This is a genomic window from Streptacidiphilus sp. MAP12-20 (assembly GCF_041262525.1).
In the GTDB taxonomy this organism is placed as follows: Bacteria; Actinomycetota; Actinomycetes; order Streptomycetales; family Streptomycetaceae; genus Streptacidiphilus.
This window is the reverse complement of sequence record NZ_JBGCCK010000028.1, coordinates 38,457-51,105: the sequence shown is the minus strand read 5'-3', so window position 1 is coordinate 51,105 and position 12,649 is coordinate 38,457. Positions and strand designations below refer to the sequence as shown.

Here is a 12,649-nt window from a genome sequence, read left to right as displayed (position 1 = left end):
GCTCGGTGCCCCGCTGCGTCACAACACGCGGGGTCTACAGATGGGCGTAGACGTCTTCCAGGGTGAGGCCGCGCGCGACCATCATCACCTGCAGGTGGTACAGCAGTTGGGAGATCTCCTCGGCCGTCCGCTCGTCGGACTCGTGCTCGGCGGCCATCCACACCTCGGCCGCCTCCTCGACGACCTTCTTGCCGATGGCGTGCACGCCCTGGCCGACCAGCTCGGCGGTACGCGAACCCGCCGCACCCGCGGCGGCCTTCTGCTGCAGCTCGGTGAAGAGCTCTTCGAATGTCTTGTGCGCCATGATGGCCCTACCCTACGTGGTTCCCCGGGAACGGGTCGTGTCGTCCCACCGTACGGACGGTGTCGCGGACATCAACCTGTGTGTCGGCCGGTGCGTCAGCCGTCCAGCCCGCGCAGCAGCACCGCCGCGGCGAGTGCGGCGGTGGTCGCCTCGTGGCCCTTGTCCTCCTTGGAGTCCGGCAGTCCGGCGCGGTCCAGCGCCTGCTGCTCGTTGTCGCAGGTGAGCAGGCCGAAGCCGACCGGGATGCCGGAGTCGACGGATACCTGGGTCAGCCCCATGGTCGCCGCCTCGCACACATACTCGAAGTGGGGCGTGCCGCCCCTGATGACGACGCCGAGCGCGACGATCGCGTCGTAGCCGCGCGCGGCCAGACCCTTGGCGACCACCGGCAGCTCGAAGCTGCCCGGCACGCGCAGCACGGTGAAGTCCGCGACGCCGTACTCGCGCAGCGCGCGCTCGGCGCCGGCGACCAGGCCGTCCATCACCGTCTGGTGCCACTGCGCCGCGATGACCGCGACCTTCAGGTCCTTGGCGCCCGGCACGCCGAGCTGGGGGGCTCCTTCGCCGCTCACTTGCTACGTCCTCTCAAGGGGATCAGATGGAGATCAGGTGGGTGAAGTTCTGGTGATCCGGGCGCCTCCGGCCCGACGGGCCGGGAAGCGGGTCAGCCCCCGCAGGGTTACGCACTGTGGACAACGGGCGCGGGCTCATCGAGCCAGGGCAGGTCGTGGCCCATGCGGTCGCGCTTGGTGAGCAGGTAGCGGAGGTTGTGTTCGCCGACCTGGGCCTGGACCGGTTCGCGGGTCAGCACCTTGAGGCCGTGGTCGGTCAGTGCCCCGTGCTTGTCCGGGTTGTTGCTGAGCAGCCGCACCGAGCGGACGCCGAGGTCCTCCAGGATCAGCGCCGCCGCGCGGTAGTCGCGGGCGTCGGCGGGCAGGCCAAGTTCCAGGTTGGCGTCGACCGTGTCGCGGCCGTCCTCCTGGAGCTCGTAGGCGCGCAGCTTGCGGACCAGGCCGATGCCGCGGCCCTCGTGGCCGCGCAGGTAGAGGACGACGCCGCGCCCCTCCCGCGCTATCCGGTCCAGCGAGGCGTGCAGCTGCGGGCCGCAGTCGCAGCGCAGCGAGCCGAAGACGTCGCCGGTCAGGCACTCGGAGTGGACCCTGACCAGCACCTCCTCGCCGTCCGGCAGCCGCCCGTCGGCGCTCAGGCCGCCGGCGACCAGCGCGATGTGCTCGACGCCGTCGGGCTCGCTGCGGTAGCCGACCGCGGTGAAGGAGCCGTGCTCGGTCGGCAGCGCGGTGGTCGCCGCGCGGGTCACGCTCGCCTCGGCGCGACGGCGGTAGGCGATCAGGTCCTCGATGGAGATGATGGCGAGGCCGTGCCGGCGTGCGAAGACGACCAGCTCGGGCAGCCGGGCCATGGTCCCGTCGTCGTTGGCGATCTCGCAGATCGCGGCGGTCGGCCGCAGCCCCGCCAGCCGGCACAGGTCGGGACCGGCCTCGGTGTGGCCGTCGCGCTCCAGGACCCCGCCCGGGCGGGCGCGCAGCGGGAAGATGTGGCCGGGGCGGACGAAGTCGCCGCTCACGGCGGCCGGGTCGGCGAGCAGACGCATCGTCAGCGCCCGGTCGGCGGCCGAGATGCCGGTCGTGGTGCCCACCTTCGCGTCGACGGAGACGGTGAAGGCGGTGCGCATGGACTCGGTGTTCTGCTGCACCATCTGGCCGAGTTCGAGCCGGTCCAGGTCCTCGCCGGTCATCGGCACGCAGATCAGTCCGCGGGCCTCGCGCATCGCGAAGGCGACCAGCTCGGGCGTGGCCAGCTCGGCGGCGAAGACGAGGTCGCCCTCGTTCTCGCGGTTCTCGTCGTCCACGACGACGATCGGGCGCCCGGCCGCGATCTCGGCGACGGCGAACTCGATGCTGTCGAGCGTCAGGTCCTCGTAGATCTCGCCGTGCTGCTGGGCCAGCTCCTGAATCGCGTTCATGCCACGGCTCCTTCGGTGCGAACTGCCTGCGGGGCGGCGGTGGTTCGGGTGCGCAGCCACCAGGAGCGCATGCCGAGGATCACCAGGACGAAGTAGACGATGTAGATCAGGCCGGAGAAGGCGAGGCCGCTGTTGAAGGCGAGCGGTACGCCCACCAGGTCCACGGCCAGCCAGGCGAACCAGAACTCGACCCAGCCCCTGCCCTGCGCGACCATCGCCGCCAGCGTGCCGGTGAAGAGGTAGGCGTCCTCCCAGGGGGCCCAGGAGAGGTTGTAGGCCTGGAAGAGCAGCGCGACGCCGATCGTCCCGACGGCGGTGCCGACCACCAGCCAGGCCCGCTCGGTCCAGGTGGCGAAGCGCACCGCGATGTCACCGTTGCGCTGCCGACCGCGGCTCCACTGGAGCCAGCCCCACACCGCCACGGCTATGACCACGAGCTGCTTGCCGATGCCGCCGCTCAGGTGCGCGGAGGCGTAGGCGGAGACGAGCACCAGCCCGGAGAGCAGCTGTACCGGCCAGCTGGCGATCGAGCGGCGCCAGCCGAGTGCGAGCGCGCCGAGGCCCAGCAGGTTGCCGATCATGTCGGACCACTTGATGTGCTCGCCGAGCACCGTGAAGGCGGTGCTGTTGAGATCGTCGATGAAGCTCATGATCCGTCAGGCCCCAGTCTGCGCAGTGTTCACACGGTCGCCGAGCAGGCGCTCGACGTACTTGGCGAGGACGTCGACCTCGAGGTTGACCGGCTCGCCGATCGCCTTCAGGCCGAGCGTCGTGTGCGCCAGCGTCGCCGGGATCAGGCTGACGGTGAACGAGTCCACGGCCGCCTCCACCACCGTCAGGCTCACGCCGTCGACGGTGATCGAGCCCTTCTCGACCAGGTACCGGGACAGCTGCGCCGGGAGGCTGAAACGCAGGATCTCCCACTGCGGATTCCCGTCCGCGCCGGGCTCACCGGGGCTGCGGGAGAGCAGGGCGGCGGCGCCGTCGACGTGGCCCTGGACCAGGTGGCCGCCGAGGCGCGCGCCGAGCGCCATCGCGCGCTCGAGGTTGACCCGGGAGCCGACGCCGATCGCGCCGAGGCTGGAGCGGTCAAGGGTCTCGCGCATCACGTCGGCGCTGAACTCGCCAGGGTGGGCGGCCAGCTCGGCGTCGGTGTCGAGGACGGTCAGGCAGACGCCGTTCACCGCGATGGACTGGCCCTCACGGGCGTCGGCGGTGGTGATCGGGCCGCGCAGGCGCATTCGTGCCGAATCGCCCAAGTCCTCGATCGAGAGGACCTCGCCAAGCTCTTCGATGATTCCCGTGAACATTCAGCTCTCCGTGACCTCGCGCCTACTGCGCGGTCTCCGGGGCTGTAGCGGGAGCTGACAACGGACGACAAGCCACGGGACGCGGCACGACACTGGGCCCTCCGAGGGAACGCCCGCGAAACGGGCTGCCCTGGGAGCACACCCTGGGGAGGGTGCACGCGAAGCGGCGACGCCGCAGCCCGACGTCCGCCGCGCACTGCCTCCCATCCGGACTTTAACCGTCGGTCCAGGAATTTCACCTGGTCAACCGGCCGCTGGAAGCGACCGGGTCGCGGACTGTAACCGCCGGTTCGGACTTTCACCGACCCCGGAGTGCGCAAACGTCGTACTGCTGGAGCCAGTCTGCCACGAACCCGAGCCGCGCACGCAAGACCCCTTGCGCCGCAAGCCCTGTGGCATGAATCACCCGCCGAGCGGGGAATGCGGATCCGGACTCGCGCTCGGGCGGACCAGGCCGCTCTCGTAGGCGAGCACCACCAGCTGCGCTCGGTCGCGCGCGCCGAGCTTGATCAGGGCGCGGCTGACGTGCGTCTTCACCGTGAACGGGCTCACCGCGAGCTGCTCGCCGATCTCGTCGTTGGACGCGCCCGTCGCCACCATGGCCACGATCTCGCGTTCACGGTCCGTCAGCACGGCGAGGCTCGTCGGCCCAGCCCCCGGGCCGCCGGGCTCCGGCTGGCGGAGATAGCGGGAGATCAGCTCCTTGGTCGCCGAGGGCGTCAGCAGCGCCTCGCCGCGGGCGACCACGCGGATCGCGTCGAGCAGCGCCTCCGGCTCGGCGCCCTTGCCGAGAAAGCCGCTGGCACCGGCCCGCAGCGCCTGGAAGACGTACTCGTCTATCTCGAAGGTCGTCAGCACCAGCACCCGGACGCCCGCCAGGTCATCGTCGGCGGTGATCCGCGCGGTGGCCTCCAGGCCGTCCAGCTCGGGCATCCTGATGTCCATCAGCACCACGTCGGCGCGTGCCTCGCGGGCCAGGGCGACCGCCTCGAGGCCGTTGGCGGCCTCGCCGACGACGGTCAGGTCCGGTGCGGAGTCGACCAGCACCTTCAGACCCGCCCGAACCAGCACCTGGTCGTCGGCGAGCAGTACACGGATGGTCATGCACGTCCTGTCTGAGCGGAGGAAGCGGAGGAAGCGGAGGAGTCGGTCAGTCCGGTGGAGCGGAAGGCCGCGCGCCGGGCCCGTGGCGCGGCAGTGCCGTCGCCCGTCCCGCAGGGCAGTTCGACAGCGACCCGGAAGCCACCGCCCGGTCGCGGACCGGCGACGAAGCTGCCGCCGACGGAGGCGGCGCGCTCGCGCATGCCGATGATCCCGTATCCGCCGGACGCCTCCGCGTCGGCTCGTCCGGGCGCGACCCCGCCGGGTCCCTCGTCCTCGACCTCGACCCGCAGCGAGCCCGGCCGGTAGACCAGCCGGACGGTGGCGGCGGAGGTCCCGGCGTGCTTGCGGACGTTGGTCAGCGACTCCTGCACCACCCGATAGGCGGTGAGGTCGACGACGGCCGACACCGGCTGCGGTTCGCCCTCAGTGTGCCGTTCGACGCTGAGCCCCGCCCGGTCGAAGGAGTCCAGCAGCTGCGGCAGCTGGTCCAGGCCAGGGGCCGGCTCGCGCGGGGTGGCCACGTCCTCCCCCTCGCCGGTCTGCCGCAGCACAGCCACCGTGGCGCCGAGCTCGGCCAGCGCGGCCCGCCCCGCCTGCCGCACCTGCGCCAGCGCCTCGCGCGCGGCGTCGGGCTGGCTGGCCAGCACGTGCGAGGCGACGCCGGCCTGGATGTTGATCAGCGCGATGTGGTGGCCGACGATGTCGTGCAGCTCGCGCGCGATCCGCAGCCGCTCCTCGGCGACGCGGCGACGGGCCTCCTCCTCGCGGGTGTGCTCGGCGCGGCGGGCCCGCTCCTCTATCGCGGCGACGAAGGCGCGCCTGCTGCGGACGGCCTCGCCGATGGCGACGGTCATCGCGGTCCAGGCGAAGGCGATGCCGTTGACGGCGGAGTCCCATTTCTCCGGCGAGAGCGCCATGCTGGCGATGCCGACGGAGAGCACCGCGACCGCCCCTATGGCGAGCGCGAGCCGCCGTTCCACGACGGAGCAGACGGTGTAGATCGCGAGCCCGCAACCGGCCAGGATCGGCCCGCGCACCGGGCCGACGAACATGTAGCCGACGGTGGCGGCGGTGGTGCAGCCCAGTACCAGTACGGGGTACCGGCGACGCCACACCAGCGGCGCGTAGACCAGTGCGCCCGCGACGACCAGCACCTCGGAGGGGTCGAGGTTGGACCACGCGCTGGGCCGCCCGCCGGTCGGCCAGGCGATGGTCACCAGGAAGAGCGCGAGGGCGAGCGCCGCGTCCGCCCAGTACGGGTGGGCGCGCGCGAGAAGCCGCAGGCGGCGCAGCAGGTCCATGACTCAACCGTAGAGGCAAACCCTGGGAGCCCGGACCAGCGGTGCCTGCCGAGCAGCACGGTCAGAAGCGGATTTCGATGGCCGCGATCGGATTCCTGCGCCGCCGGCCCGTGAGCGAGGCGTACCAGTCGCCGAGGCGGGCCATCAGATACTTCCGGACGAGCAGGCGGCGCACCTTCTCCCTGCCCTCCTCGTCCAGCACCCGGCCGGTCCCCTCGGCGTCCGCCGCGCCGGGCGCGATCCGGCCGCGCACGTCGCAGACGACGACCTTGACCCTGGGGTCCCGGCGCAGCCGCTTGACCTTCCAGGAACCGGCCTCGGTCCAGACGTAGAGAAGTCCTCCGTCCATCACGTGCCAGACAGGGGTCGCCACGGGCGTGCCGTCCTTCCGGTACGTGGTGAGGCTGACGTAGCGGGCGCGGGTCAGCGCGTCGAGGGTGTGCGGGTCCAGTGCGGTCACGCGGCAGACGTTACCGCGCGGCCGTCTGCCCGGGGGCTCACCTTCCCGGGTGAATCCGGTCGGGGCGTTGCCTGGCGCGCTACGGCGACTGCCTGCGCTTGTGCCCTCCGGAAGCCCGGCGCGCAGTGCGGGCAGGCACGGGCGAAACGCCGGGCAGCCGGTACCGTGGCGGCGTGATCGCTGACCTGACACCGGCGGACATGGTGGCCGATCCGATCAGCTGCCTGGCCATCTTCGAGGATCGGATGCGGATCGAGCAGCGCCGGATGGAGCTGCTGGACGCCGTCCTGCGGGAGCTGCGCCAGATCACGCAGGCCAGGAAACGGCTCCACGCGCTGCTCGACGGCGAGCCCGTCCCCGAGCCGCCGGCCCGTCCACGCCCGCCGCGTCCGGCTGCGTCCGCCGGCGCCGTTCCCCGGCAGGCCGCCCGCCGTCCTCAACGTCCGCGCCCGCAGTTGGAACAGGCGATGGAGATCATGGGCGGCGATCCGCAGCGTCGCTGGAGTGCCCCGGAGATCGCCGCGCTGATCGGCGCGGACGCGGACTGGCTGCGCTTCGTCCTGCACAGCGCCGCCAACCGCGGCCTGATCCAGCGGCACGCCCAGGCGAAGCCGACCGGCGCGCGCGGGCGGCCGGTCGCGATCCAGTTCAGCCTCGGGCCGACGTCGGACAACTGAGCTCAGTGGCCTCGGGCCAGCCACTCCCCCAGGTTCGGGGCCTCCGCACCGATGGTGGTGGCGTCGCCGTGGCCGGTCAGGACGACGGTCTCCGGCGGGAGGGTGAGCAGTCGCCCCCGGATGGAGGCGATGATCGTCGGGAAGTCGGAGTAGGAGCGGCCGGTCGCGCCGGGCCCGCCGTGGAAGAGCGTGTCGCCCGAGAAGAGCACGCCCAGCTGCTGCGCGTAGAGGCAGACCGCTCCCGGGCTGTGGCCGGGAGTGTGGATGACCGTCAGGCCGATCCCGCCGGCCTCGACGCGCTGGTCGTTGGCGAGGTCGCCGTCCGGGGAGCGGTCCGGGTGCGTCTGCTTCCAGAGCGGGAGGTCCGCCGGGTGGAGCAGGACCGGTGCGCCGGTGCGCTCGGCGAGCGCGGGGGCGGCGTCGATGTGGTCATTGTGGCCGTGGGTGGAGACGACCGCGACGAGCCGTCGGCGGCCGACGGCCGCGGCGATCACCTCGGCGTCGTGGGCGGCGTCGATGACGAGGACCTCGTCCCCGTCGCCGACCAGCCAGACGTTGTTGTCCACCTCCCAGCTGCCGCCGTCGAGTTCGAAGCGGCCGGAGGTGACCAGGCGTTCGACGCCCTGCGGGAACCCGTTCACAGCAGCACCACCGAGCGCAGCACCTCGCCCTTCTCCATCCGATGGAAGGCCTCCTCGACCTGGTCCAGCGCGATCGTCTCGGAGACGAAGGCGTCCAGGTCCAGCCGGCCCTGGAGGTAGAGGTCGATCAGCAGGGGGAAGTCGCGGGAGGGCAGGCAGTCGCCGTACCAGGAGGACTTGAGCGCGCCGCCGCGCCCGAAGACGTCCAGCAGCGGGAGTTCGAGCGTCATCTCCGGCGTCGGGACGCCGACCAGCACCACGGTCCCGGCCAGGTCGCGGGCGTAGAAGGCCTGCCGGTAGGTCTCCGGACGGCCGACCGCCTCGATGACGACGTCCGCGCCGTTCCCGCCGGTCAGCGCCCGGATCGCCTCGACGGGGTCGGTCTCGCGCGAGTTGACGGCGTGGGTCGCGCCGAGGCGCTGCGCGGTGGCGAGCTTGCCGGCGTCGATGTCCACGGCGATGATCCGGGCAGCGCCGGCCAGCCGCGCGCCCATGACCGCCGCGTTGCCGACGCCGCCGCAGCCGATGACGGCGACGGTGTCGCCGCGTGAGACGCCGCCGGTGTTGACGGCCGCGCCCAGCCCGGCCATCACGCCACAGCCGAGCAGCCCGGCCGCCGCCGGGGACGCGGCCGGGTCGACGTTCGTGCACTGCCCGGCCGCGACCAGGGTCTTGTCCGCGAACGCGCCGATGCCGAGCGCGGGGCTGAGCTCGGTGCCGTCCTCCAGCGTCATCTTCTGCTTCGCGTTGTGCGTGTCGAAGCAGTACTGCGGGCGGCCGCGCCGACATGAGCGGCACTGGCCGCAGACCGCGCGCCAGTTGAGGATGACGAAGTCACCCGGCGCCACCTCGGTCACGCCCTCGCCGACACTCTCGACGATCCCGGCCGCCTCGTGCCCGAGCAGGAAGGGGAACTCGTCGTTGATGCCGCCCTCGCGGTAGTGCAGGTCCGTATGGCAGACGCCGCACGCCTGCACCTGCACCACCGCCTCCCCCGGGCCGGGGTCAGGGACGATGATCGTCTCGATCCGTACCGGCTCGCCCCGGCCCGGGGCGATGACTCCGCGCACGCGCTGTGCCATCTGTTCGCTCTCCTCTGTCCGGCCCTGTCCCGACGGTCTCCCGCTGACCGTTCCGACCGCCCACGCACCCTGACGCGGCGCGGCCCGCGGTCGTGATCCAAGGCGTACCCCGACAGGCCCCGTACGTACCCCACCTGCCGAGAGCGAACGGATCCGCCGCGCTCAGCCGTCTCCGACCCGCACGGGCAGCGGCTTCTCCTCCGCCACCTCGGCGGCGGGAGGAAGGCGGAGAAGGCGGGAGGCCCAGGCGGGCAGCCACCAGTTGGCCTTGCCGAACAACGAGACCAGGGCCGGGAGGAGCAGCATCCGGACCACGACCGCGTCGAGCAGCACGCCCGCGGCGAGTCCGGCGGCGATCTGACGGACCGTGATGTCGTTCGCGGTCGACAGGGAGGCGAGCGCGAAGAACAGGATCAGCGCCGCGCTGGTGACCAGACGCCCGGTGCGGGAGATCCCCTCCACGATGCCGTCGCGGGTGGAGCCGGTGCGGTCGTAGCCTTCCCGGACGCGGGAGAGGATGAAGACTTCGTAGTCCATCGAGACGCCGAAGAGGAACCCGAAGATCAGCACGGGTGCGAAGCTGTCGACGGCTCCGTAGGACGCGCTGCCCCACAGTGCCTGCATGCCCAGGCCGTGCTGGAAGACCAGCACGAGGATGCCGTAGGCGGCGGCCACGGACAGGGCGTTGAGCAGCACCGCCTTGGCGGGTAGCAGGATCGACTTGAGCCCTCGCGCCAGCAGCAGGAAGGTGACGATCGCGACGATCGCGAACAGCAGCGGGAACGAACCGTAGGTCGACTTGACCTGGTCGATGCTGAGCGCGCCCTCGCCGCCGACCAGAGCGCCCTGGGGCACGGAGCTGCGGATGTCGGCGAGCGCGGTGCCGCCCTGGGAGCTGCCGACCTCGCCCTTGGGGATCGCGATGACGACCGCGCTGCCGTCGACCCGCCAGTCGGCCGCGCTGGAGGTGACCGCGCCGTGCAGGCCGGCCACCTGGTCCAGGGAGCTGACGACGGCGGGCGCGTCGGCGGCGTTGGGGACCCAGACGGGCACCGCCGTCAGCGTGCCGCTCGGGAAGCCGTCGGCCTGCAGCGCGTGCAGCCCGTCGGTGTAGCTGCCGGCGCTGGCGAGGGCGGAGCTCGTGGGCTGGGAGATGTTGATGGTGGCCGCCACGCCGGCCAGGCCGATCAGGATGCCGAGGCCGACCATGGCCGCGGCGACGCGGTGCCTGATGACACCGAGCGACCAGCGGGTCCAGAAGCGGCTGGCGCCCCGCTTGGAGCTGCGCCGCGGCCAGTCGACCTTCGGTCCGATCTTGGACAGCACGACGGGGAGCAGGGTGAGCGCGACCAGGGTCGCGGTCGAGGGGATGAACAGCCCGGAGATGCCGATGCCGCGCACCACCGAGTTCGGGACCACGATCAGCGCGAACAGGCCGAGGGAGGCGACCAGGCCGGAGAACCACACCGAGTGCCCCGCGCGCTTCATCGCCTCTCGCACGGCCTCGTCGTTCGGCCGTCCGGCGGCCCGCTCCTCGCGCCAACGGGTCACGATCAGCAGCGAGTAGTCGATCGACAGCCCGAGCCCGAGCAGCGCGACGATGTACTGCACGGAGGGGCCGATCGGCGAGGACGACGGCATGAGGAACGTCAGCCCGTAGATGAGAAGTTGCATCGTCAGCACCGACACCAGCGCCATGATCAGCGGCAGGAGGGCGAGGAACGAGCCGAACACCCAGGCCAGCACCAGCAACGCGCCGAGCGCGCCGATCAGCAATTCGCCGAGCACGCTGGAGTTGCCCGAGGTGGTGTTGCCTGCCGCCAGCGCCTTGAGGCTGGTGCCGTGCACGGTCAGGTCCGGCGCCGCGGCCTTGGCCGCGCCGGTCAGCGCGTCGACGGCGGCGGTGTCGATGTCGTCGCCGTCGTGCGGCGGGTAGGCGAGCACGATGGTGCTCGTGCCGCCGGTGCCGACCAGGTTCTGGCTGCCCGTCGACGCGTAGGAGACGGTGCGCAGCGTCGGGGCCGCCTTCGCGATGGCGGCGTCCACGGCCTTCAGCTCCGCCTGCGCTGCGGCCGACTTCACGTTCTGTCCGGACGGCAGGTCCAGGACGAGCACGCCGGGGTCGGAGGTGACGCCGCCGTACTGCTTGGCGATCTGCTGGTCAGCGGTGTAGGCGGCGCCACTGAGGTGGTTGCCTGACTTGAGCCGGCCCGACACGGACGGCGCCAGCACGAGCCCGACCACCGTGATCACCACCCACAGCAACCCGACGAGCAGTCGATGTCGGGTCACCCACTTGCTGAGTGCGTCCATCCGGTCCTCCAGTAGTTCACGGTCAGAGTTCTGGTCTGTCGCCGTGGAAGCTACGTGGGTCGACCTTGCGAAACGCTTTCGCGTGCATGCTGGAGCCGTGCACATCCTGGTGATCGAAGACGACGAAGCCCTCGGCGCGTCCCTGACCTGGGGACTGCAGGCGGAGAACTACACCGTGCGGCTGGTGTCCGACGGCAACGAGGGGCTGTGGCAGGCGGCGGAGCACGACTTCGACCTGATCATCCTCGACGTCATGCTCCCCGGCCTGGACGGCTACCAGATCTGCGCCCGGCTGCGGGAGGCCGGGAACTGGACCCCGATCCTCATGCTCACGGCCATGGACGCCGACCTGGACCAGGCCGAAGGCCTGGACCTCGGGGCCGACGACTACCTCACCAAGCCTTTCGTCTACCCCGTCCTCCTGGCCCGCATCCGCTCCCTGCTCCGCCGGGGAGCGCCGCCCCGCCCGGCCCTGCTCACAGCGGGCGACCTTGTCCTCGACCCCGCCACCCGAACCGTCCTCCGCGCCGGTCAGGCCCTCGCTCTCACCCCTGGCGAACTGGCCGTGCTGGAATACCTGCTGCGTGCCGACGGCCGCGCCGTGTCCAAGACCGAACTGCTGGAACACTGCTGGGACGCCACCGCGCAGTCCGATCCCGCCGTGGTCGAGGTCCGCATCCACCATCTGCGTCGGAAGATCGACCAGCCGTTCCCCTCCGCGCTGATCGAGACGATTCGCGGAGCGGGCTACCGCATCGACCCGCACCGCTCCTAGCTGCCCACGGTCTCGAGCCACCCGTGGAAGCTGTCGACACGGTGGCCGGTGAGCGCACTGCCGTGGGCGAAGCCGACGGCCCGCACGTCTCTGGGGATCTTGGCCAGGCTGCCCGCGCGCAGCTGAGGGTCGGCGGCCAGGGCGGCCGGGCCCAGTGCGAGATCACCGCGGTGGAAGACGGCGTCGCCGGTAAGGAGGGTCCCGCTGGGCTCGTGCACGAGCACGAGGTGGCCGGGTGAGTGGCCGGGGGTGTGCAGCACTCGCAGGCCGCCGCCGGCAGGCACCAGGTCGCCGTCGGTGAGGGTCGCGTCGGCGGTCAGCGGATGCCAGTGCAGCTTGGGGAGTCGGTCCAGGACGCGGCCGAGGGCTCCTGACCGGCCGTCGGCCGGGACGCGGCCGTTCTGCAGCCACGCCTGCTCCGCGTGGTGGATGAAGAACTGGGCGCCGGTGAGCTCGCGCAGCTTCGCGGCGCCCTGGACGTGGTCGGGGTGGGCGTGGGTGAGGACGACGCGCCGGATGTCGGACGGTTTGCGGCCGAGTTCGGCGAGTGTGTCGAGGATGGCGTCGGGAGCGTTCGCCCAGCCGACGTCGACGAGGGTGAAGCCGTCGTCGCCGTCGACGAGGAAGGCGTTGTCCCGGCGGGTGGTGGGGATACGGATGACGCCGGGGGCGAGCTGGTCGGGCATGCGAGTACTCCA

At 71.8% G+C, this 12,649-nt stretch carries 14 protein-coding genes and 1 riboswitch; of the genes, 2 read left to right on the top strand and 12 right to left on the bottom strand.

Translation table 11 applies throughout. The features are described from left to right. Nucleotides 1-34 precede the first annotated feature (34 nt). From ABIA32_RS29435 to ABIA32_RS29400, 8 genes are all read right to left on the bottom strand, one after another. Nucleotides 35-304 carry a phosphoribosyl-ATP diphosphatase gene (locus ABIA32_RS29435; RefSeq protein ID WP_370101990.1) on the bottom strand — a complete coding sequence of 90 codons (270 nt, stop codon included), beginning with the start codon at nt 302-304 and terminating at the stop codon, nt 35-37. Between the two features lie 95 nt (nt 305-399). Continuing rightward, on the bottom strand, nt 400-876 hold the full coding sequence (ribH, locus tag ABIA32_RS29430; protein WP_370101988.1) for a 6,7-dimethyl-8-ribityllumazine synthase: 477 nt from the start codon (nt 874-876) through the stop codon (nt 400-402). A 107-nt stretch (nt 877-983) separates the two neighbouring features. Next, complete coding sequence (locus ABIA32_RS29425; RefSeq protein WP_370101985.1) at nt 984-2,288, bottom strand: bifunctional 3,4-dihydroxy-2-butanone-4-phosphate synthase/GTP cyclohydrolase II; 1,305 nt, start codon at nt 2,286-2,288, stop codon at nt 984-986. Next, the gene (locus ABIA32_RS29420) at nt 2,285-2,938 is read right to left on the bottom strand and encodes a nicotinamide riboside transporter PnuC (RefSeq protein WP_370101983.1); all 654 of its coding nucleotides are present in this window, start codon (nt 2,936-2,938) and stop codon (nt 2,285-2,287) included. Before ABIA32_RS29420 ends, ABIA32_RS29425 begins: the two co-directional genes overlap by 4 nt. Before the next feature lie 6 nt (nt 2,939-2,944). Further along, a complete protein-coding gene (locus ABIA32_RS29415; RefSeq protein WP_370101980.1) occupies nt 2,945-3,598 on the bottom strand; it encodes a riboflavin synthase in 654 nt (217 codons plus the stop codon). Nucleotides 3,599-3,787: 189 nt separating this feature from the next. Then, nucleotides 3,788-3,918, bottom strand: a riboswitch (FMN riboswitch). 82 nt (nt 3,919-4,000) lie between these two features. After that, nucleotides 4,001-4,702 carry a response regulator gene (locus ABIA32_RS29410; protein WP_370101978.1) on the bottom strand — a complete coding sequence of 234 codons (702 nt, stop codon included), beginning with the start codon at nt 4,700-4,702 and terminating at the stop codon, nt 4,001-4,003. Continuing rightward, nucleotides 4,699-6,003: a sensor histidine kinase gene (locus ABIA32_RS29405; protein ID WP_370101975.1), complete on the bottom strand. Its 1,305-nt coding sequence runs from the start codon at nt 6,001-6,003 to the stop codon at nt 4,699-4,701. Before ABIA32_RS29405 ends, ABIA32_RS29410 begins: the two co-directional genes overlap by 4 nt. 61 nt (nt 6,004-6,064) lie before the next feature. Beyond that, nucleotides 6,065-6,463, bottom strand: a complete 399-nt coding sequence (locus ABIA32_RS29400) for a PPOX class F420-dependent oxidoreductase (RefSeq protein ID WP_370101972.1) — start codon at nt 6,461-6,463, stop codon at nt 6,065-6,067. A gap of 173 nt (nt 6,464-6,636) precedes the next feature. On the opposite strand from ABIA32_RS29400, the gene ABIA32_RS29395 reads away from it, so the two are divergent. Further along, the gene (locus tag ABIA32_RS29395; protein WP_370101969.1) at nt 6,637-7,140 is read left to right on the top strand and encodes a hypothetical protein; all 504 of its coding nucleotides are present in this window, start codon (nt 6,637-6,639) and stop codon (nt 7,138-7,140) included. A gap of 2 nt (nt 7,141-7,142) precedes the next feature. Here the strand turns inward: ABIA32_RS29395 and ABIA32_RS29390 are convergent, their stop codons facing one another. From ABIA32_RS29390 to ABIA32_RS29380, 3 genes are all read right to left on the bottom strand, one after another. Continuing rightward, nucleotides 7,143-7,781 carry an MBL fold metallo-hydrolase gene (locus tag ABIA32_RS29390; RefSeq protein ID WP_370101966.1) on the bottom strand — a complete coding sequence of 213 codons (639 nt, stop codon included), beginning with the start codon at nt 7,779-7,781 and terminating at the stop codon, nt 7,143-7,145. After that, nucleotides 7,778-8,863, bottom strand: a complete 1,086-nt coding sequence (locus tag ABIA32_RS29385; RefSeq protein WP_370101964.1) for an S-(hydroxymethyl)mycothiol dehydrogenase — start codon at nt 8,861-8,863, stop codon at nt 7,778-7,780. Before ABIA32_RS29385 ends, ABIA32_RS29390 begins: the two co-directional genes overlap by 4 nt. A gap of 162 nt (nt 8,864-9,025) precedes the next feature. Beyond that, nucleotides 9,026-11,176, bottom strand: coding sequence for an MMPL family transporter (locus ABIA32_RS29380; protein ID WP_370101961.1), 2,151 nt, complete (start codon nt 11,174-11,176; stop codon nt 9,026-9,028). A gap of 97 nt (nt 11,177-11,273) precedes the next feature. On the opposite strand from ABIA32_RS29380, the gene ABIA32_RS29375 reads away from it, so the two are divergent. Further along, the gene (locus tag ABIA32_RS29375; RefSeq protein ID WP_370101958.1) at nt 11,274-11,951 is read left to right on the top strand and encodes a response regulator transcription factor; all 678 of its coding nucleotides are present in this window, start codon (nt 11,274-11,276) and stop codon (nt 11,949-11,951) included. Here the strand turns inward: ABIA32_RS29375 and ABIA32_RS29370 are convergent. Beyond that, nucleotides 11,948-12,637, bottom strand: a complete 690-nt coding sequence (locus ABIA32_RS29370; protein ID WP_370101955.1) for an MBL fold metallo-hydrolase — start codon at nt 12,635-12,637, stop codon at nt 11,948-11,950. The two genes, ABIA32_RS29375 and ABIA32_RS29370, sit on opposite strands and share 4 nt — an antisense overlap. Nucleotides 12,638-12,649: the final 12 nt, after the last annotated feature.

Bases quoted from the DNA above. Each gene is read 5' to 3' on its own strand.
- ABIA32_RS29380 (WP_370101961.1), bottom strand. From the start codon at position 11,176: ATGGACGCACTCAGCAAGTGGGTGACCCGACATCGACTGCTCGTCGGG.
- ABIA32_RS29410 (WP_370101978.1), bottom strand. From the start codon at position 4,702: ATGACCATCCGTGTACTGCTCGCCGACGACCAGGTGCTGGTTCGGGCG.
- ABIA32_RS29405 (WP_370101975.1), bottom strand. From the start codon at position 6,003: ATGGACCTGCTGCGCCGCCTGCGGCTTCTCGCGCGCGCCCACCCGTAC.
- ABIA32_RS29420 (WP_370101983.1), bottom strand. From the start codon at position 2,938: ATGAGCTTCATCGACGATCTCAACAGCACCGCCTTCACGGTGCTCGGC.
- ABIA32_RS29435 (WP_370101990.1), bottom strand. From the start codon at position 304: ATGGCGCACAAGACATTCGAAGAGCTCTTCACCGAGCTGCAGCAGAAG.
- ABIA32_RS29425 (WP_370101985.1), bottom strand. From the start codon at position 2,288: ATGAACGCGATTCAGGAGCTGGCCCAGCAGCACGGCGAGATCTACGAG.
- ABIA32_RS29415 (WP_370101980.1), bottom strand. From the start codon at position 3,598: ATGTTCACGGGAATCATCGAAGAGCTTGGCGAGGTCCTCTCGATCGAG.
- ABIA32_RS29385 (WP_370101964.1), bottom strand. From the start codon at position 8,863: ATGGCACAGCGCGTGCGCGGAGTCATCGCCCCGGGCCGGGGCGAGCCG.
- ABIA32_RS29370 (WP_370101955.1), bottom strand. From the start codon at position 12,637: ATGCCCGACCAGCTCGCCCCCGGCGTCATCCGTATCCCCACCACCCGC.